Raw genomic sequence first — 17,793 nt, forward strand, 5'->3', positions numbered from 1 at the left:
TCAGCTATTCTCCCGTGCCATGCCTTCCGCCGGCAGTTCGCCCGCGGCGTCGTCGCCGAAGTCAGCCGCGGGTTCGGCAGCTGCTCCGCGGTTCCGGCGGCGGCGTTTCAGGAACTGGATAACCCACGGCAGGACAGAGACGAGGACCATAACAACGGCAATGACGTCGATGTTTTTAGCGACGATCTCATAGTGCCCCAGCCATGTCCCCAGCAGCGTCACGGACGAGCCCCAGGCCAGCGCCCCGGCGATGTTCCAGAGCGTGAAGGATTTGTACTCATAACGGGCGATGCCCGCGCTGAGGGGGGCAAATGTCCGGACCATGGGCACAAAGCGGGCCAGTACGACGGCGGCACCGCCGTGGCGGCGGAAGAAATCCTCCGTGGTGGTCAGGTGGGCTGTCTTGAGGACCCGCGCGTCGTCCTTGAACCACCGGCGGCCGAACCTGCGGCCGATCATGTAACCGACCTGGTCGCCGGCCACCGCAGCGGCGGTGACGACGCCGATGAGCACCGGCAGCGTCAGGTGCAGTTGCTCATGCAGGAGGCCTGCAGTGAAGAGCAGCGAATCCCCGGGCAGGAAGGGGAACAGCACGCCGGATTCGATAAACACCATCAGGGAAATGACGCCGAGCGCCGCCGGGCCCAGGCCCTCGAGCAGGCCCGCAGGGTCAAGGAGGGACGGGGTTCCGGCCGCGGCCGATAGTGCCGGGGCGAGTCCTGCAGCGTAAATGCCGTGCATGGTCACGTCCTTAAGATCGGGTGGAACCGGTTGAACCGGTTGTTCGGGGCGAGGCTGCAGCCGGGAGTCGGTCCATGATGCGCGGAGCGAACCGGTTCCACAGGCCTCCGAGCAGCAGCACTGCCGCACTCGCCGCGAGGAAGGAGGCTGCCACATCGGTGGGGTAGTGGACTCCGATATACAGCCGCGACCATGCCACCACCAGGGCCACCACCACGGCGGCAGTTGCAGTGGCCTTGGCCCAGCGCGTGCCGCGGGCCAGGAAGTACAGCGCAAATCCCAGCGCGACCGCAAAGGATACGTGACCACTGGGGAAGCTGTTGGAGCCGGTTTCGGGCGCCAGCGGATCGAACAGTAGAGCGGGGTCGGGCCGCTGGCGCGCGATGATGAGTTTGAAGAACTCACTGGCCACCCAGCCGGAGCAGGCGACGAGGCCGAATGCGACGGCCTTCACCGGGGAGCGCCGGACCACCCAGAGATAAAGCGCGACGGCGGCCACCAGGACAACGCCGGCCGCCGGGCCGAACACCACGTTCAGGACCATTGCCACGCCGGTCAGCAATGCGGCGTGGTGCTGGCTGAGATCCTGGTCGACAACCAGCTCGGCCGCGCTGCCGCCGGGCAACAGCTGCGCCGTCAGGCCGAGCGCGAGGACGGCCGCAGCCAGCAGCGTGCCCCACAGCGGCCAATGGCGGACCTGCGGGAGAGCCCAGAGCTGCGGGCTGGCGGCCAGATGTGTGGCGGGATTCCGGGGTGCTGTCGTGCGGTCAGCAGGGGCTGGTCCAGGCATGGAGTCCTATGGATCGGGGCAGGGGCGCTGTCGGGCGCCTGCTTCCACTCTCCAGTGCGGGCTTTAAGAACGGCTTAAGAAGTGCCGGGGCCATCCAGCAGCAATCCTGGCCGTGCAGCGGTACTGTGAGGCGCATGGAGATGCGCCTCGAAGTTGTGCAGGTACCCGTCGCGGATGTCGACCGGTCCAAGTCGTTCTATACCGAGAAGCTGGGCTTTGTCCTTGACCACGATGTTGAGTACATCCCCGGAATGAGGGTGGTGCAGCTGACCCCGCCGGGTTCGGCCGCTTCGGTCGTCATAGGAACCGGAATGACAAGCATGGCACCGGGCAGCCTCGAAGGGCTGCAGCTCGTTGTGCCCGACATCGGTGCGACTCGAGCCGAACTCCTGGCCCGGGGCGCCGATATCAGTGAGGTCCAGGACATGGGCGGGGTGAAGTTTGCCTACTTCGCTGACCCGGACGGCAACCGCTGGGTCATCCAGGGTGCAACGCCTCCGGCCGCCATGCGCAAGTAAAAGGCGACTGGCCGGGATCTTCCGCATGCCCGGCCGGGACCCTGAGATTAAGGGTAGGCCGGTATCGCGATGTACTGGCGCCCGGCCTCCACTCCACGATTCAGGGCAGAATGGAACGCATGACCCTTACGACGTTTGCCCTTGTCCGCCATGGCCAGACGGACTGGAACGCTCAGCGCCGGCTGCAGGGGTCCACCGACATCCCACTGAACGACGTCGGCCGCGGCCAGGCGCGTGACGCCGTCGCCGTCCTGTCCGGCTACGAGTGGGACACCATCGTGTCCTCGCCGCTGAGCCGCGCCGCGGAGACCGCCGACTTGATCGCCGCAGGGCTGGGACTCGGCGCCGCCCGCCGAGTCCCAGAACTCACCGAACGAGGCTTCGGCCCCGCCGAGGGCCTGCAGGCCAGCCCCGAATTGGACGCGCTGCGCACACCTGACGGATTCCGTGGCGCGGAAAGCGAGCAGGATGCCGCCAGCCGCGGGGTGGCTGCGCTGGAAGCCCTCGCCGGGGAGTTCGGTGGCCGCCGTGTCCTGGTGGTCGCCCACGGTTCCCTGATCCGCGTGAGCCTCAGCCGCGCCATCGGCCGGCCCCTGCAAAGCATCGACAACGCCGCACTCAACCTGGCCCACCACCATCCCGTCGACGGCTGGCAGCTCGAATACTTCAACGGCGAGCGGGTCGTCGCCGGCCTTCCTGCCTAAGGCTTCTTTCCGCCGCGCTGCATCACTCGACGTCGTCGACCGTGACGGCAATCTTCCCGCGTGTGTGCCCTTCCATGTTGAGCCGGAAGGCGTCTGCTGCTTCCCGCAACGGGAAAGTCCGGGCAATTTCAACCCGGATTTTGTGCTCGTCGACCAGATCGGCGAGCTCCTGCAGCTCGGCACCGACAGGGTTCACCCACATCCAGGTGCCGCCATGCTCTTCCACGTCGCTGTCCGCGATGGAGGCGTGGCGGCCGCCGTCGGCCAGGACAGCCAGCGTGGACTCAAGATTCCCGCCCACGAAGTCCGCCACCACGTCGACGCCGTCGGGCCGCAGGGCGCGCACCTGGCCGGCAAGTCCTTCGCCGTAGCTGACGGGCTCGGCACCGAGCGACCGCAGGAAGTCGTGGTTCTTTTCTGAGGCGGTCGCGATGACCTTGGCGCCCCGGGTCGCGGCGATCTGGATGCCCAGGGACCCCACGCCGCCGGCGCCGCCATGGATCAGCACGGTTTCGCCCGCCTTGAGGCCCAAACGGTTAAGGACTTGATAAGCCGTCAGGCCCACCAGGGGAAGACCGGCGGACTCGTTCCACCCCAGGGATGCCGGCTTGCGGGCAAGCAGCCGCTCCGGCAGGGCAATGTACTCGGCGAAGCTGCCGCCGTGGACATAGTCTTTGCGGCCGTAGGAAATGACCTCGTCGCCGGGCTGGAAGTGCGGCGCGTCAATTCCAACCGATTCGACGACGCCGGCCACATCCCACCCGGGAATCGCGGGGAACTGCAGGTCCATGGCCGGGTCCAAATAGCCGGCCATGATCTTCCAGTCGACCGGGTTCACCGCTGCCGCTTTGACTTTGACCAGGACCATCCCCGGCCCGACCTTCGGCATCGGCTGCTCTGTCAGTTCAAGGACGTCGGGGTTTCCGTATGCGCTGTAAGTTATTGCCTTCATACCGGGCTGAACAGCCGCTTTCCGGCCACTATTCCTCCACCGCAGGGCGGGTGCGGCATCTCACCGTGGCGATGTGGTGAGAATCGGCCGTCCTACGCTGGTGCCGGGTTCCGGCTGGCGCTGCGGGATGGTCTTGCGCCAAGTCACACCTACTTGCGGGAGCACTGTGTTAGCGTCACGTGGAATACGTGGCAGCCGGCAAATTGGGGGAAATAACTGTGGACGTTGGCCTACTGGTGGGTATTGTCTGGACTCTTGGACAGATAGGGCTGGTTCTCTTGTTGCTGTACGTCGTCGTACGGCTGGCAGTCACGCACTCCCTCAACGCCCATCGCAGGAGCGAGACGGAGGAGCCAACGCATGCCGGCCGCTGACCAGGATGCCGGCACGCAGCCCGAAGTAGCGAAAGTCCCAGTGGGGAGCCTTGTTTTCGACGTCACCACCGCAGGGCCTCCGGACGGACCGCCCGTCCTCCTGCTGCACGGTTTCCCGCAGACGTCGTGGTCCTGGCGCCATGTCATCCGGGTTCTGGCACATGCGGGCTACCGGACGATTGCCGTTGACCAGCGGGGCTACTCGGCGCAGGCCAGTCCGGCGCCGGTCGACGAGTATGCGGGACACCACCTGGTCAAGGACGTGACCGGCCTGCTCGACGCCCTCGGCATTGCCTCGGCGCACCTGGTGGGCCATGACTGGGGAGCGGCCGTGGCCTGGCAGATTGCCAGCCACTACCCGCAGCGGGTCCGCACGCTGAGCGCACTCTCGGTGCCGCACCCCGCCGCGTTCGCGGAGGCGCTCACCACCGACGCCGACCAGCAGGCCAGGTCCGCCTACATGGCCGACTTCGCCCGCCCCGGCCACGAAGACATCCTGCTGGCGAATGGCGCGTCGAACCTCAGGGCACTGTTTGGCGACGGCACGGGCGTCGACGTCGACCATGTCCTCAGCCGGGTCGGCACCGGCCCGGAACTCCGGCGTGCACTGAACTGGTACTCGGCGCAGTCGCTGCAGGGCGCCGCCAGGACCCCGCCCACCCAGGTGCCCACCCTGCACATCTGGTCCGACGCCGATTGGGCGCTTGGCGAGTACGGCGCCCGCGCGACGGAACGCTTCGTCAGCGGCCCCTACCGGTTCGAGGTGCTCCGCGGGATCAGCCACTGGATTCCCGAACACGCACCGGACGCGGCGGCGGAACTGGTGATGGAGCACATCGAGCGCTATTCCTGACTGCCGGCCGGCACGGCCCGAAAGTCCGCCCGGCCCAGGACACCCGAAAGCCCGCCTCCCTCCGGGGACGCGGGCTTTTCCGTGCCCGCCCCGATTGATTCCGCCCCGCCCATTGACGGGTGTACGCCGTACACTCTAGTCTTATTCAAACAGGTGTACGCCGTACACCTAGAAGGTGGAGGAGCCCCACATGAATGTGATCCAGACAGGCAGCGACCACAAGCCGCGCGGCACCGACGACGCCGGCACGCACCCGGGCGCCACGATGAGGGCAGCCGCCTACCGGCGGTTTGGCGGTCCCGAGGTGGTCCGGCTCGAGGAGGTCCCCCGGCCCTCGCCGCGTCCGGACGAGGTCCTCATCAGGGTTCACGCCAGCACGCTCAGCGCGGCCGACCGCCGGGCCCGCAGCCGCACCGTTCCGGCCGGACTGCAGGTCCCTACCGCCCTGGCGCTCGGCGTCTTCAGGCCGCGGCGCAGGATTCTGGGGATGGACGTTGCCGGCGTGGTGGAGGCCACGGGTTCGGACGTGAGCAAGTTCAAGGTCGGGGACGAGGTGGTGGCCATGCTGGGGTCAAACTTCGGCGGCCATGCGGAGTATGTGGCGGTCCGGCAGGACGGGCCCATCACAGCCAAACCGCGCACCATGAATTTCGCGGAGGCCGTCACGCTTGTTTTCGGCGGGCTTCCGGCCCAGCGCTTCCTGGCGCTGGCCGACGTCGAGCCAGGCGACACTGTCCTGATCAACGGAGCCTCCGGCGCAGTGGGCACGGCAGCGGTGCAGCTCGCCAAACACCTCGGCGCCCAGGTGACGGCCGTCTGCAGCGGCGGAAACAGCGGGCTGGTGGCCTCCCTCGGCGCGGACCATGTGATCGACTACACCGCCGAGGACTTCACCGCACGGGGACAGCGCTACGACGTGATCATGGACTGCGTGGGCAATGCCCCCTTCAGCCGGGTCGCCGGCTCCCTGAAACCGGGCGGGGCCCTGCTTCTGGTCGTCGCCGACCTCAAAGGGATGCTGCAGGCACCCGGCAACGGCCGCAGAAGCGGAACGCTCGTTACCGCCGGCGATCTCAGGCTTAACTACACTGCGGAAGACCTGGCCGCCCTCGTCCGCCTCGCGGAAAGCGGCCACTACAAGGCCGTCATCGACCGGACCTACCCGCTTACCGAGATAGTGCAGGCCCACCGCTTTGTCGACACCGGCCGCAAGAAGGGGAACGTCATCGTTCAGATCACAAGCGGATCCCCCGAACCGCTGAACGTTCTGAAGCAAACCCCGGCATAGTACTCATGAGCAACCCGAGCAGGGACTATCGCCGGCGCCGGGCCGGCGGATACCGTACTGGCAGCCGCTCTCCCGCGGACAAACCAGAAAGGACCCACCGTGGAACTCATGACCGCCTGGACCACCGGCGGCGACGGAATCGCCAAGCTGTCGCCCGTCCGGGTGCCGCGGCCCACCCCGGGCCCCGAGGAAATTCTGGTCCGGATCAATGCGCTCTCCCTGAACTACCGGGACCTGATGGTCATCAACGGCAGGGACGGCTGGAAGCCCCCGGCCGCCGTCGTGCCGCTCTCCGACGCTGCCGGCACCGCCGTGGAAACCGGGGACGGCGTCACCCGGTTCGGCGTGGGCAGCCGCGTCGCCCCAATCTTCCTGCCCAAGTGGCACACCGGGCAGCTGAACCGGGAGACCTACGTGGACCCGACGGGCGGACCGCGCAACCGCGGCATGCTCGCGGAATACATCACGGTCCATCAGGATGAGGCCGTGGAAATCCCCCCGGAGATCAGCGATATCCACGCGGCCACCCTGCCCGTCGCGGCGACCACCGCCTGGCACGCCGTCGCGAGGCGAAGCCGCGTGCAACCTGGCGACACCGTCCTGATCCACGGCACCGGCAGCGTGGCCCTGTTTGCCTTGCAGTTCACCGTCGCGATCGGCGGAATCCCCATCATCACGTCCAGCAGCGAGGAGAAACTCGCCAAGGCACGGGCACTCGGCGCCCGCCACACCGTCAACTACGCCGACTCGCCGGACCTCGCCGCCCAGGTACTGGCATTCACGTCCGGAGACGGTGTTGACCACGTCATCGAGACGATCGGCGGCGAGAACCTCAACCACTCCCTCAAAGCGGTCAGGATCGGTGGAACCATCAGCTTCATCGGCCTCCTCGCCGGGACCGCCGCACGCATCAACACCTACGAGTTCGTCGCCAAAAACGTCACCATCCACGGCATTGAAACCGGCTCCCGCGAGATGTTCGAGGAAATGACCCGCTTCATCGCACAGCACCGGATTGCCCCGGTGATCGACTCCACGTACGCCACCGGCCAGGTGCAGGACGCGCTCCGGCACCTCGAAGCCGGCGCGCCCTTCGGCAAGATCGTCCTCCTGCCGGAACGGACGGCATCCGCCTAGGACAGCCGCGGACGAAGGCGTGGTCTTCCGCGTAGCCGTGGGGGGAAGGTAAAACGGCATCCTAACGCCGGCCGCGGCCCACCAAAAGGGCTGGATCCGGAGGCCGCAGCGGTAGACAATCAAAACGGCTGCGCGGCATGTGGTTCAACAGCAGACGAACTGCACACGCGGATCCAGTGAAGCCACCGAGCACTCCCCCAAACGGTTGGAAAGGAGCCAGAAAATGCCCAACGACCTTACGTAGTTGGTCAGCGTCCGCTACATGGTGGACGACGTCGAGGCGGCGGTCGACTTCTATACAAAACACCTCGGTTTCACCCTCAGGATGGGCGCGGCTCCGGCGTTTGCAGACGTCACGCGCGGCCGGCTGCGGCTCCTCCTGAGCGGGCCGGGCAGCTCCGCAGGCCGGCCCATGCCGGACGGCACGGTGCCGGCGCCCGGAGGTTGGAACCGGATCCACCTCATCGTGAGCGACATCGCCGCCGAGGTGGAGCGGCTGCGGGCCGCCGGCGTCACCTTCCGGAACGACATTGTCACCGGTCCCGGCGGGCAGCAGATTCTGCTGGAAGACCCGTCCGGAAACGTTGTCGAGTTGTTCCAGCCCGCCGGCGGATAGCACGCAGTCTCAAGCAGAGCGGACGACGGCGGGACCTCCCGCCGTCGTCCGCTTCCACGTCGAGCCTGCGTCAGGCGCCCTGCCGTCGCACCATTTCGCTGATCCAGGCCGGCGCGAACGGGGAGGTGCAGTTCGGCGGGGTTGGGTAGTCCTTGAGGACCTCGAGCCGTTCGCCGATGTCGATCGCCCGGGCACGGTGCCCGGGGTGCTGGATTCCGATCTGGGCCAGGCACGTGTTCATCGCCCATTGCAGCCGGTCCGGAGCGTCCTTCATCTGCGCCTCGATGGTGTCGAGCAGCCCCGGCAGGTCAAGCCCCTCGGGCTGCTTCACCACCCGTTCACTGGTCAGCGCCCATCCGGCGCTGGCCACCACGGGGCCGGGATCCGCGGTCCAGGCCACCCGCAACTCCTCCGCGTGCGGGCTCTTCTTGACCACATAGCCCACCAGCCAGTCGTGCACCTTGGGCGCCCGTGACTCGCGCAGCATGGCATCCAGCTCGTCGCGTCCGAACTCCTTGGGCCGGCAGATCAGCAGCGCGAGGAGGCGTGCGGGGGTGTCATCCGTCGCCCAGAGAACGCGGGCGAGGTCCTGCTGCGTCTTCAGGCGTTTGGCGATGGCGCGCAGCTTGGAGAGATTCACGCCGTGGTCATCGCCGTGCTTCTCGTTGACCGCGCGCATCTTCGGGTTCTCAAGGGCGGCCAGCTCGGCCATCAGCTCGGAGACTGTCGTCTGGGACATGGGATCCTTCCGGTCATTCACGTGTTGGACCTCCGGCCCGGCACTGTAGACAGCCTATGGCACCGTACTCAGCGCACTGACTTCCGCTCGTAGAGCGCCATCGACCAGGCGTACCCGGCGGCCGCAATCACCACGCACCACCCAACCGCGAGCACCGGGCTCCAGCCGAGCGGGGTGCCGAGCAGCAGCCCGCGGATGGCCTCGATGAATGGTGTGAACGGCTGGTACTGCGCGAACCACTGCATCCACTCCGGCATCGACCCGGTGGGCACGAAGCCGCTGCTGAGGAAGGGCAGGAAGGTCAGCAGGAGGGGCAGATTGCTCGCGGTCTCCACCGACCTCGCCTGCATGCCCATGGCCACCCCCAGCCAGCTGATCGCGAACGCGATGAGGACAAGCAGACCGGCTGCCGCAATCCAGTCGACCGGTCCGGCCGTCGGGCGGAAACCGATCAGCATTCCGACGCCGAGCACCAGCACGACGGCGATCATCGCCTGGATGGTGTTGCCGAGCACGTGCCCGGCGAGCACCGCCGCCCGCGAGATCGCCATGGTGCGGAACCGCGCCGTGATGCCTTCGGCCATGTCCATCGCGACCGTCGTCGAGGTGCCTCCTGCGCTGCCGGCGATGGTCAGCAGCAGGATGCCCGGCATCACGTAGGCGACGTACGCCTCCCGCCCGCCGGCCGGATCCGCGCCGGGCAGGCCGGCCCCGAGCGTGCCGCCGAACACGAACACGAAGAACAATAGGAGCACCACCGGGCCCACGATGGTGAACACTGACAGGCCCGGATAGCGGACCATGTGCAGCAGGTTGCGGCTCAGCATGGTGATCGAGTCGGCGAGGACGTGCGACTGTCGGCCGGCGCCCGCGGCCGTCCGGCGCTGGGCGGTGATGGTGGTCATGACTCGGTTCCCTTCGTGTCGGTCCGGCCGGTGAGCGCGAAGAACACGTCATCGAGGTCCGGGGTGTGGATGCTGAGGTCGTCCACCTCGAGGTCGGCCGTATCGAGGCGGTCCAGGACAGTGCGCAGCGCACCCACCCCGCCCTGGCTCGGCACGGTGAGTGAGAGCCCGGCGTCGTCGCGGGAAGACTCCTCAAGCAGGCGGGAGGCTGTGTCGAGCGCCGCGGCATCCGCGAACCGGAGCCGGATGTGGCCTCCGGGCACCAGGCGCTTGAGTTCGTCCGGCGTCCCCTCGGCGACGATGCGGCCGCCATCGAGCACGGCGATGCGGTCCGCGAGCTCGTCGGCTTCGTCGAGGTACTGGGTGGTGAGCAGCACGGTGGTGCCGTCCGCGACGAGGCTGCGCACGATGTCCCACATGGTGTGGCGGCCGCGCGGGTCCAGGCCCGTGGTGGGCTCGTCGAGGAAGATGACACTGGGCGCCGAGACGAGGGTCATCGCGAGGTCGAGGCGGCGCCGCATCCCGCCCGAGTAGGTGGCGAGCGGCTTGCGGGCGGCGTCGGTGAGGTCGAACTGCTCCAGCAGCTCGGCCACCCGGGCCTTTGAGCGCTTCGCCCCGAGGTGTCGCAGCCGGGCCATCAGCAGGAGGTTCTCCTCACCGGTGAGGAGGTTGTCCACCGCGGAGAACTGGCCCGTAAGGCCGATCGCGGCGCGCACGCCGCCCGGATCGCGGACGACGTCGCAGCCGTTCACGAACGCCGTGCCGCCGCCTGGCCGGACAAGCGTGGACAGGATGTGCACGGCGGTCGTCTTGCCGGCGCCGTTCGGGCCGAGCAGCGCGGTGACGGTGCCGGCGTCCACGGTGAGGTGGACGTCGTCGAGCACTACTTTCTTGCCGTAGGACTTGCGCAGCCCGCGGACTTGGATCGCTGGCGTGTTCATGTGATTCGTTCCCCTCTGCTGGATGCCCCGGGTCACCGGGCGCGTTGGATGCTGATGTCGCTGGCCCGGGTCCGGGCACGCACGGCGACGGCCTGTTCCGACGCGCCGGGCGCGTGGTCACCTTCGAGTTCGTTGCGCACGTGCCCGTCCTTCGAGGACAGGTCGAGCCAGGCGGGAACGCCGGGCCGCACGCCGATGGTGACCTGGCCAAAGCCGCTCTCCACCTGGATGGAACCGCGCGAGACTTCACCCAGGTGGATGCTGCCGTACGCGGTCTTCGCCGCGACGGAGGCGAGCGCCTTCGTGATCTCGAGGTCGCCGTAGGAGAGCTTCGCGTCGACGTCGCCGCCGGACTCCCCGATCAGGACGCTGCCATGCGATGCCTTGAGGAGAGCGTCGCCGGTGACCGTCCCGATCCGGATCTGACCATGGTCGGCCGTGATCTCGGTTCCGCCCTCGGCAGTACCAACGGTCGCGTTGCCGTGCGAGGCACGCAGCCACAGGTCGCCGGTGGTATCGAGATCCACGCGGCCCATCGAGCTTTTAATGCGGGTCGCGCCGAGGCGTCCGACGGTGCGGACGCCGCCCACCGCGATCTCGGCGGTGAGCCTTGACCCGGCCGGCAGCTCGATCTTGACGTCGACCGACTCGGTGGGGCCGATCCAGCTGATCCGGGGCCGCGGGCCCTTGATGGTGACCCGCTGGCCGTCGAAGTCGACCGTGGTCTCCTCCGCGCCCCGGCGGTCCACAGCCTTGGCGGGGTTGGTGGGAGAGACGGTCACGACCGTGTCGGCGCGGTCACCGGCGAAGACGTCGATCGCGCCGACCTGCAGGTTGATGGCCAGGTCGATGGGGGCGGGGGTGTTGAAAGTGGGCATGCCGAAGTCTGCCTTTCTGTGGGTGTGTTTGTCCGGCCCCGCGGGACGGCGGGGTTTGTGGTTGGTTTGGTGGTGCTTGGGGCGGGCGGGTTAGCGCGCCCAGCCCGCGAAGTTGTCGCCGGTGCGCAGAGTGCGCTGCGCGGACCGTCGCTGCTTGGGTTGGAGGGCGGTGGCAACCGCGCGGACCAGCCAGGTGTTGACGGACAGTCCGTCTGCCGCGGCAGCCTCGTCCACCCGTGCCTTGAGGGCGTCGGGCAGGCGGAGTGTGGTGCGGGAGGTGCTCGCGTCGTCGAGGTCGAGGGGTGCGGCGGGACGATCGTCGTTGTCAGGATCGGTGTTCGGCTGGGTGACGACGAACTCGACGTCGCGTCCTCGCAGCCGCAGGTCCACCGAGCCGGGCGCGAGGTCCCGGGTGATCTCGCCGGCCGCGGCCGACAGGACATCGAGCAAAACGAGCCGCGTGGCGGCGTCCAGTCCCGCGGCGAGCCGCTCGGCGGCGGCACGGGTTTCCTCCGAGCCGTTCTCCGCGGCATCCACTAGCTGGCGTTGCAGGTCGGTGACGTACTGTCCGAGTTCCATGCCACCATAGTGACACCACAGTGGTGTCACGTCAAGGCATAGTGGTGTCAGACGCGGTGGACGCGCGCGACCTGCGGCAATTTCCGGCGTCGGGGCCGATAATCGAGGCATGACGGCAGATTCGCAGACCCTTGCGGCGCTTGCCGCCTGTTACTCGTTGGGGGCTGTCGCGGTTTCCATTCTCCTCGTTGTCGCGCTGCACAAACTCGAGCCGGAATTCGACCCCTCCTGGCGGATGCTCAGTGAATATTCGCTGGGCAAGTACGGCGTGCTGATGCGGATGGCATTCATCCTCGGCGGAACCGCCGTCGCAGCTTCCGGCGTTGCCCTGTGGCCGCCCGCCGGTTTTCTGGCCGTCGGACTTCCCGTGGTTGCTCTTGGGCCGATCGGGGCGGTCTTCGTCGACACGGACCCGATCACTACGCCGCGGCCGGAGATCACGGGCCGCAGCAAGGTCCATGCCGGCCTCGGCTCGCTCTTCATCCTGGGGTTTCCCTTTGCCGCGACCTGCGCGGGAATCGGTGCGGCCACGCATTCGCCGGCCGGGCAAATTCTCGCGTGGGCGGCGATCATCCCGTGGGCGGGCCTGGCCTGGTTCCTGGGCGCGACGTTCCGGTTCGGCCAATCGGACTCGGTCGGGAAGCCTGAAGTACGCATCGGCTGGCCCAATCGCTTCAACATGCTGGCCTATCTGGCCTGGGTCACACTGGCATGCGGCCTGACACTGATCCAGGCCCTATGACGTCCTAGTCCGGCGACCGGTGAAGGACAAAGATGCCGCCGTACGCGGGCTGGTCCGACCGCTGCCGGTCGCTGCCGGTGTAATCGTCCAGAACGGCGCCGATGCGCCGGATGAGGTCTTCGGTGTCCTGCCCGGAGAGATGCAGGACGAAGCGGGAGAGGCTGGTGAGCGCGTCCGGCCCGGCTTCCGCGAGCTCTTCCCGGAAGGCCTCGATCGGCGCCAGCGGGCCGCCGGGACCAGCGTCGCGCAGTGCCGTGTCCAGGTTCCAGGACCGCCCAGTGGAACGGTACGGCTTCTCCAGTGCGCCGCTCTCTCCGGTGCGGACGTCGGCGGGTTCAAGGAATCCGGCCGAGAGCAATTGCCGCACGTGATAGAGCACCGTCCCCGGGTCCTGGCCCAGCCGGTCGGCGAGTTGTTTGTTGGTCAGTTCATGGAGCCCGCACAGGCGGAGGATCCTCAGGCGCAGCGGATGGGCCAGCGCCTTGATCTCCCTGGCGCTGGCGGCGGGTTTTTTCTCGTTCGCGCCCGTCGCCCCTGCGTCCGTCATGTATCCATTCTACGATCTGATGTAGAAACTTCAACCACCTTGAATTTTCTCAATCAGTAGGGAATGGTTCACCTATGACTAGTTCCACCGCGCAGGTGAAAGAACAGAGTGGTGCGCCCCTGGGTGCGTCCTACTGGAAGCTGTGGACCTCGTCCGGGCTGTCCAACCTTGCGGACGGCGTCTTCAAGATCGCGCTGCCGCTGCTGGCCATCCAGTTCACGCAGTCACCCACGCTGATCGCCGGGCTGAGTGTCGCAGCGACCCTTCCGTGGCTTCTCTTCGCCCTCACCGCCGGGGCGCTGGCCGACCGGCTGGACCGGCGCAAGCTTATGCTCTGGGCCAACCTCGGCCGCGCGATGTTGCCCGCGCTGCTGGTAGCCGGGATCCTGCTGGACCTAGGCTCCATCTGGGCCTTGTACGTTGTCGCATTGATGGTGGGTGTGGCTGAAACGCTCTACGACACCTCCGCCCAGTCGATCCTGCCCCAGATGGTGCACAGGGATCAGCTGTCGCGCGCCAACGGCCGGCTCTATGCCGTCGAGCTCACCGCAAACCAGTTCGTTGGGCCCCCGCTGGGCGGGCTGCTGGTGGCACTCGGCGTCGTCGCAGGCTTTGCCGCGCCGGCGGCACTGTGGCTGGCGGCCGTCGGTGCGCTGTTCCTGGTCCCCGGGACTTTTCGCACAGAGCGGGAGGTGAAGACGACCCTGCGGTTCGACATAGGTGAGGGTCTGCGGTTCCTCTGGAACCAGAAGATCCTCCGCACGCTCGCCGTGATGACCGGGGTGTTCAATTTCGCATCCAACGCGGCATTCGCGGTCTTCGTGCTGTTTGCCGTGGGCCCGGCCTCGGAGATGAAACTGTCCGAAGTGGGGTTCGGCCTGCTCCTGACGACCTCCGCGCTCGGCGCCTTCATTGGCTCATTCCTCGCGGAGCGGGTGGAAGCCAGGCTGGGCCGGTCCAAGTCCCTGGCCCTCACGATCTGCGGGGGCGCACTGTTCGTAGGTGCGCCGGCCCTGACGAACAACCCCTACGTCCTTGGCCCGCTCTTCTTTGTGGGCGGCCTGCTGATTGTCCTTTGGAACGTCATCACCGTGTCCCTGCGCCAGCGCATTGCCCCCAACCGCCTGCTGGGCCGGGTCAACAGCGCCTACCGCCTGCTGGCCTGGGGCACCATGCCGCTCGGTGCGGCAGCGGGCGGCCTGCTCGCCCAATGGCTGGGACTGCAGGTCATGTTCGGCATCATGGGACTGCTGACCCTCGCGCTGCTCGGGCTGATGCCCATCCTCACGGACAAGGCGATTTCCGCGGCCGACGTCGAATCTTAAGTTGCGCCGGACCTTCCGGCTGGTCCCCCTCGGCGCGTCACAGGAAAATCCAACGTCAAAAGCGCACAGTATGAACATGAAATCGCTACTCAGCGATGATGTCGTCGCCGTCCGTGGCGTCCTCACCGATACACACCCGGTTGATCTCCATGCTCTTGGGCTGGCCGGCGCAATTGACCGTCTGGCCCTTCCCCTCCGAAAACGCGGCACCGTGGTACATCTGGAGGCTCCGCACCACGGCATGGAAGTGGATCGACACTCCGCAACCCTTCTCTACCGGGCGGCGCAGGAGCTCCTGAGCAATGTCTATAAATTCGCTCAGGCGTCAGCCGTGACGGTCCGGCTCGGTTGTGTCACCCACGGCATGAGCCACGGCGTTCAGCTCAAAGTGACCGATGACGGCGGTGGTTTCGACGTGCCGGCAGCCATGGTTGGCCGGCACAGCGGCATGGGACTGCGGCTCATGCGCATGACCGTAGGCCTTGCTGGTGGAGAGGTGACCATCGATTCGTCCGCCGCCGCAGGAACGTGTGTGACGGTAGCACTGCCCTTGGACTAGCGCTGGTTCACGGACAACATCGGCTCCTCATCGGCAGGCCGAAAAAGGTGCCAGGCCGCGAATGCCGCGGTCACCGCGACGGCTACCGCACCGGCAATCAGCCAGGCTTTCCCTGAAGCCGTCCGCCCCGACTTAGCTCCGGCGGGTGCCGGACCTGATCGGCCTGCACTTGTGGGTGGTGCCGTGCGCATGAGTGCCTCCTCGGTGTGGTGGATGCCCATAGCCTACGGCGCCAGGCGCCGTCGAAACAGGCCTCTCCCGGTCCGGATACCGAGGGTATCGATGAGGTCTTCGTGCAGCTCGAACCACGTACGGCACTCCCCGACACGGGCCCTGCCGGCGCAAGAAGGGCCGGACTTTCGTAGACTCTATGGAGATCCGACGTGACTCCCTCTGGAGGCACGCCCGCCACAGGAAGAGCCATCGATGAAGATTATCGTCCTTGTAAAGGAGGTCCCCGACACCTACGGGGACCGAAAACTGAACCTTGAGACAGGCCTCGCCGATCGCGACGCCAGCGAGACGGTCATAGATGAGATCGGCGAGCGGGCCCTGGAACTGGCGCTCACGTACGCCGACGCGAACGAAGGTACCGAGGTCGCAGTCCTCTCCCTCGCTCCCGAGGGCGCGACGGCAACGATCCGCAAGGGACTCGCGATGGGCGCAGGGAGCGCCACCCACATCTCTGACGAGGCGCTCCGGGGTGCGGATCTTGGACTGACCGCTGAAACCCTCGCAGCAGCGATCCGCCGCATGGAATTTGACCTTGTGATCACGGGCAACGTCTCCACCGACGGATCCGGCGGCATGATTCCCGCGATGCTCGCGGAACTGCTCGAGGTGCCGCTGGCTACAGGCCTCAGCTCCGTGGAAATCGGCGACGGCGTCGTGTCCGGCGCCAGGCCCGTTGAATCCGGCGTGCAGCAGGTATCGGCGGACCTGCCCGCGGTGGTTTCCATTACCGAGGCGCTTCCCGGGCCGCGCTTCCCCAACTTCAAAGGCATCATGGCCGCGAAAAAGAAGCCCGTTGAGGTGCTCACCCTCGCGGACCTCGGGGTCACCGCCGACAACCCGGACGCGGCGCGTTCGATCATGCTGACCGTCGCAGAGAAGCCTCCGCGCGCGGCGGGCGTAAAGATCACTGACGAGGGTGATGCCGGCGAGAAGCTCGCTGACTTCCTTATCGAAAACCGACTGGCGTAAGGAACAACGGACATGACTGATTTCCCGCGTGACGCAATCCTCGTCGTTGTGGAAGCCCAGGCTTCCGGTGAACTCGAGAAGGCTGCAGCCGGACTCTTCGGCGCGGCCGCTGCCGCCGGCACGCCTGTTGCATTGGTCCTCGCAGCCCCCGGCACCGGGGGCGCCGCCGCCGCGGAGGCCGCAGCCCTTGGTGCCGCGCGCGTACTCATCGCCGAGACTCCGGAGCCTTCCGCGCTTGGAGTGCCGGGCGTTGACGCGCTGGCCGCCGCTGCCGAGCACGTGCAGCCGGACGCGATCCTGATTTCGCACTCCCTGAATGGGCGCGACCTTGCCGGCCGGTACGCTGCCCGCTCGCGGTCAGCGGTTTCCGTCGATGCGATCGGTGTCTCACGTGATGACGAGGGCGTCGTGGCCCACCACTCCGTCTATGGCGGCGCCTACAACGTGACGTCCACGGCCACGTTCGGGGCGCCCGTCATCACGGTCCGCCAGGGCTCCATCGAGGCACGCGCTGCGGCCCAGCCGGAAGCGTCGGAGACCCTGGCCGCGACGTCCTCCGGGAAGCCGGCCGCGCGCATTGATTCGTTCGAGGAGGTAGTTGCCTCCACCTCGCGGCCCGAGCTGCGCGGTGCCGCGAAGGTTGTCGCGGGCGGCCGCGGCCTCGGGTCGGAGGAACAGTTCGCCCTCGTGGGACAGCTCGCCGACACCCTCGGCGCTGCCGTTGGCGCCTCGCGTGCCGCCGTGGATGCGGGCTACATCCCGCAGTCGCATCAAGTCGGCCAGACCGGGGTTTCTGTGTCATCACAGCTGTACATCGCACTGGGCATTTCCGGCGCAATCCAGCACCGGGCGGGCATGCAGACCGCAAAGACCATCGTCGCCATCAACAAGGACGGGGACGCGCCGATCTTCGAGATCGCCGACTTTGGTGTGGTGGGCGACGTCTTCAAGGTTGTACCCCAGCTGATCAGCGCCCTCGAGGCCCGGAAGAAGTAGCGATGGCAACTCTGTCTCGGTCCATCCGGCGGGGCCTGCCGCGCGTCGAAGGCGGCGCCCCCTGGCCTCCAGCAGGCGAGGCACCCGCACGCATTGTCACGGCGGGAGCCCCTCCGGCGCCTGTTTCCGGCGCGGGACCGGTCACCGCCGCGCCAGCGGCCCCTGTTCCCGATGTGCCCTCCGCCCCTGTTCCTGATGCTCCAGCCGCCGCCCCGGAAGCGGTCCAGGTTACGACGACGGCGTCCGCTCCGGTCCCAGTCGCGGACTCCGGCGCCGCGGGGACGCGGCAACTTCGCCGCGGCCTGCCGCGCGTGCCGGGCGGCGAGCCTTGGCCGCCCGCGGGCGAGGCTCCAGTCTCAGTTGCGGCCCTGTCCGGGGCTCCCGACGCAGACACAACCCCGACGCC

The 17,793-nt window shown here is 67.5% G+C and carries 20 protein-coding genes; 11 read left to right on the forward strand and 9 right to left on the reverse strand.

The genetic code is table 11. The features are described 5' to 3' along the window. Complete coding sequence (locus LDO13_RS15795) at positions 1–741, reverse strand: VTT domain-containing protein (RefSeq protein ID WP_224047622.1); 741 nt, start codon at positions 739–741, stop codon at positions 1–3. A gap of 10 nt (positions 742–751) precedes the next feature. Continuing rightward, positions 752–1,531: a phosphatase PAP2 family protein gene (locus LDO13_RS15800; protein ID WP_224047623.1), complete on the reverse strand. Its 780-nt coding sequence runs from the start codon at positions 1,529–1,531 to the stop codon at positions 752–754. A gap of 134 nt (positions 1,532–1,665) precedes the next feature. On the opposite strand from LDO13_RS15800, the gene LDO13_RS15805 reads away from it, so the two are divergent. Both LDO13_RS15805 and LDO13_RS15810 read left to right on the forward strand, forming a co-directional pair. Then, positions 1,666–2,049, forward strand: a complete 384-nt coding sequence (locus tag LDO13_RS15805) for a VOC family protein (RefSeq protein ID WP_224047624.1) — start codon at positions 1,666–1,668, stop codon at positions 2,047–2,049. Positions 2,050–2,168: 119 nt separating this feature from the next. Then, complete coding sequence (locus tag LDO13_RS15810) at positions 2,169–2,753, forward strand: histidine phosphatase family protein (RefSeq protein ID WP_224047625.1); 585 nt, start codon at positions 2,169–2,171, stop codon at positions 2,751–2,753. 22 nt (positions 2,754–2,775) lie between these two features. Here LDO13_RS15810 and LDO13_RS15815 read toward each other — a convergent pair whose 3' ends face one another. Then, positions 2,776–3,705, reverse strand: a complete 930-nt coding sequence (locus tag LDO13_RS15815) for an NADP-dependent oxidoreductase (protein WP_224047626.1) — start codon at positions 3,703–3,705, stop codon at positions 2,776–2,778. A gap of 360 nt (positions 3,706–4,065) precedes the next feature. Between LDO13_RS15815 and LDO13_RS15820 the strand changes: the two genes are divergently transcribed. The 4 genes from LDO13_RS15820 (at position 4,066) to LDO13_RS15835 (ending at position 7,973) form a co-directional block, all read left to right on the forward strand. Then, the gene (locus LDO13_RS15820; RefSeq protein ID WP_224047627.1) at positions 4,066–4,932 is read left to right on the forward strand and encodes an alpha/beta hydrolase; all 867 of its coding nucleotides are present in this window, start codon (positions 4,066–4,068) and stop codon (positions 4,930–4,932) included. 190 nt (positions 4,933–5,122) lie between these two features. Continuing rightward, a complete protein-coding gene (locus LDO13_RS15825; RefSeq protein WP_224047628.1) occupies positions 5,123–6,220 on the forward strand; it encodes an NAD(P)-dependent alcohol dehydrogenase in 1,098 nt (365 codons plus the stop codon). Positions 6,221–6,328: 108 nt separating this feature from the next. Then, positions 6,329–7,357, forward strand: coding sequence for an NAD(P)-dependent alcohol dehydrogenase (locus LDO13_RS15830; RefSeq protein WP_224049812.1), 1,029 nt, complete (start codon positions 6,329–6,331; stop codon positions 7,355–7,357). A gap of 244 nt (positions 7,358–7,601) precedes the next feature. Next, positions 7,602–7,973: a VOC family protein gene (locus tag LDO13_RS15835; protein WP_224047629.1), complete on the forward strand. Its 372-nt coding sequence runs from the start codon at positions 7,602–7,604 to the stop codon at positions 7,971–7,973. Between the two features lie 70 nt (positions 7,974–8,043). Here the strand turns inward: LDO13_RS15835 and LDO13_RS15840 are convergent, their stop codons facing one another. The 5 genes from LDO13_RS15840 to LDO13_RS15860 all read right to left on the reverse strand — a co-directional run bounded on the left by LDO13_RS15840 (position 8,044) and on the right by LDO13_RS15860 (position 12,015). After that, the gene (locus LDO13_RS15840) at positions 8,044–8,712 is read right to left on the reverse strand and encodes a DNA alkylation repair protein (RefSeq protein WP_224047630.1); all 669 of its coding nucleotides are present in this window, start codon (positions 8,710–8,712) and stop codon (positions 8,044–8,046) included. A 68-nt stretch (positions 8,713–8,780) separates the two neighbouring features. Next, the gene (locus LDO13_RS15845) at positions 8,781–9,617 is read right to left on the reverse strand and encodes an ABC transporter permease (RefSeq protein ID WP_224047631.1); all 837 of its coding nucleotides are present in this window, start codon (positions 9,615–9,617) and stop codon (positions 8,781–8,783) included. Next, positions 9,614–10,558 (reverse strand): ATP-binding cassette domain-containing protein, encoded by a 945-nt coding sequence (locus LDO13_RS15850; RefSeq protein ID WP_224047632.1) that lies wholly within the window; start codon positions 10,556–10,558, stop codon positions 9,614–9,616. The genes LDO13_RS15845 and LDO13_RS15850 overlap by 4 nt, the downstream gene beginning before the upstream one ends. Positions 10,559–10,590: 32 nt before the next feature. Beyond that, a complete protein-coding gene (locus LDO13_RS15855) occupies positions 10,591–11,436 on the reverse strand; it encodes a DUF4097 family beta strand repeat-containing protein (RefSeq protein WP_224047633.1) in 846 nt (281 codons plus the stop codon). Between the two features lie 90 nt (positions 11,437–11,526). Further along, a complete protein-coding gene (locus LDO13_RS15860) occupies positions 11,527–12,015 on the reverse strand; it encodes a toxin-antitoxin system HicB family antitoxin (protein ID WP_224047634.1) in 489 nt (162 codons plus the stop codon). 109 nt (positions 12,016–12,124) lie between these two features. On the opposite strand from LDO13_RS15860, the gene LDO13_RS15865 reads away from it, so the two are divergent. Next, positions 12,125–12,757: a DUF998 domain-containing protein gene (locus LDO13_RS15865; RefSeq protein ID WP_224047635.1), complete on the forward strand. Its 633-nt coding sequence runs from the start codon at positions 12,125–12,127 to the stop codon at positions 12,755–12,757. Between the two features lie 4 nt (positions 12,758–12,761). Here LDO13_RS15865 and LDO13_RS15870 read toward each other — a convergent pair whose 3' ends face one another. Beyond that, a complete protein-coding gene (locus LDO13_RS15870) occupies positions 12,762–13,304 on the reverse strand; it encodes a winged helix-turn-helix domain-containing protein (RefSeq protein ID WP_224047636.1) in 543 nt (180 codons plus the stop codon). 74 nt (positions 13,305–13,378) lie between these two features. Here LDO13_RS15870 and LDO13_RS15875 point away from each other — a divergent pair, with 74 nt between their 5' ends. The 4 genes from LDO13_RS15875 to LDO13_RS15890 all read left to right on the forward strand — a co-directional run bounded on the left by LDO13_RS15875 (position 13,379) and on the right by LDO13_RS15890 (position 17,387). Beyond that, positions 13,379–14,629, forward strand: coding sequence for an MFS transporter (locus tag LDO13_RS15875; RefSeq protein WP_224047637.1), 1,251 nt, complete (start codon positions 13,379–13,381; stop codon positions 14,627–14,629). A gap of 70 nt (positions 14,630–14,699) precedes the next feature. Further along, positions 14,700–15,188 (forward strand): ATP-binding protein, encoded by a 489-nt coding sequence (locus tag LDO13_RS15880; RefSeq protein ID WP_224047638.1) that lies wholly within the window; start codon positions 14,700–14,702, stop codon positions 15,186–15,188. 426 nt (positions 15,189–15,614) lie between these two features. Further along, positions 15,615–16,391: an electron transfer flavoprotein subunit beta/FixA family protein gene (locus LDO13_RS15885; RefSeq protein ID WP_224047639.1), complete on the forward strand. Its 777-nt coding sequence runs from the start codon at positions 15,615–15,617 to the stop codon at positions 16,389–16,391. 12 nt (positions 16,392–16,403) lie between these two features. Continuing rightward, positions 16,404–17,387 carry an electron transfer flavoprotein subunit alpha/FixB family protein gene (locus tag LDO13_RS15890; protein WP_224047640.1) on the forward strand — a complete coding sequence of 328 codons (984 nt, stop codon included), beginning with the start codon at positions 16,404–16,406 and terminating at the stop codon, positions 17,385–17,387. Positions 17,388–17,793 lie beyond the last annotated feature (406 nt).

Origin of the sequence: Arthrobacter sp. NicSoilB4 (assembly GCF_019977335.1) — a bacterium.
In the GTDB taxonomy this organism is placed as follows: Bacteria; Actinomycetota; Actinomycetes; order Actinomycetales; family Micrococcaceae; genus Arthrobacter.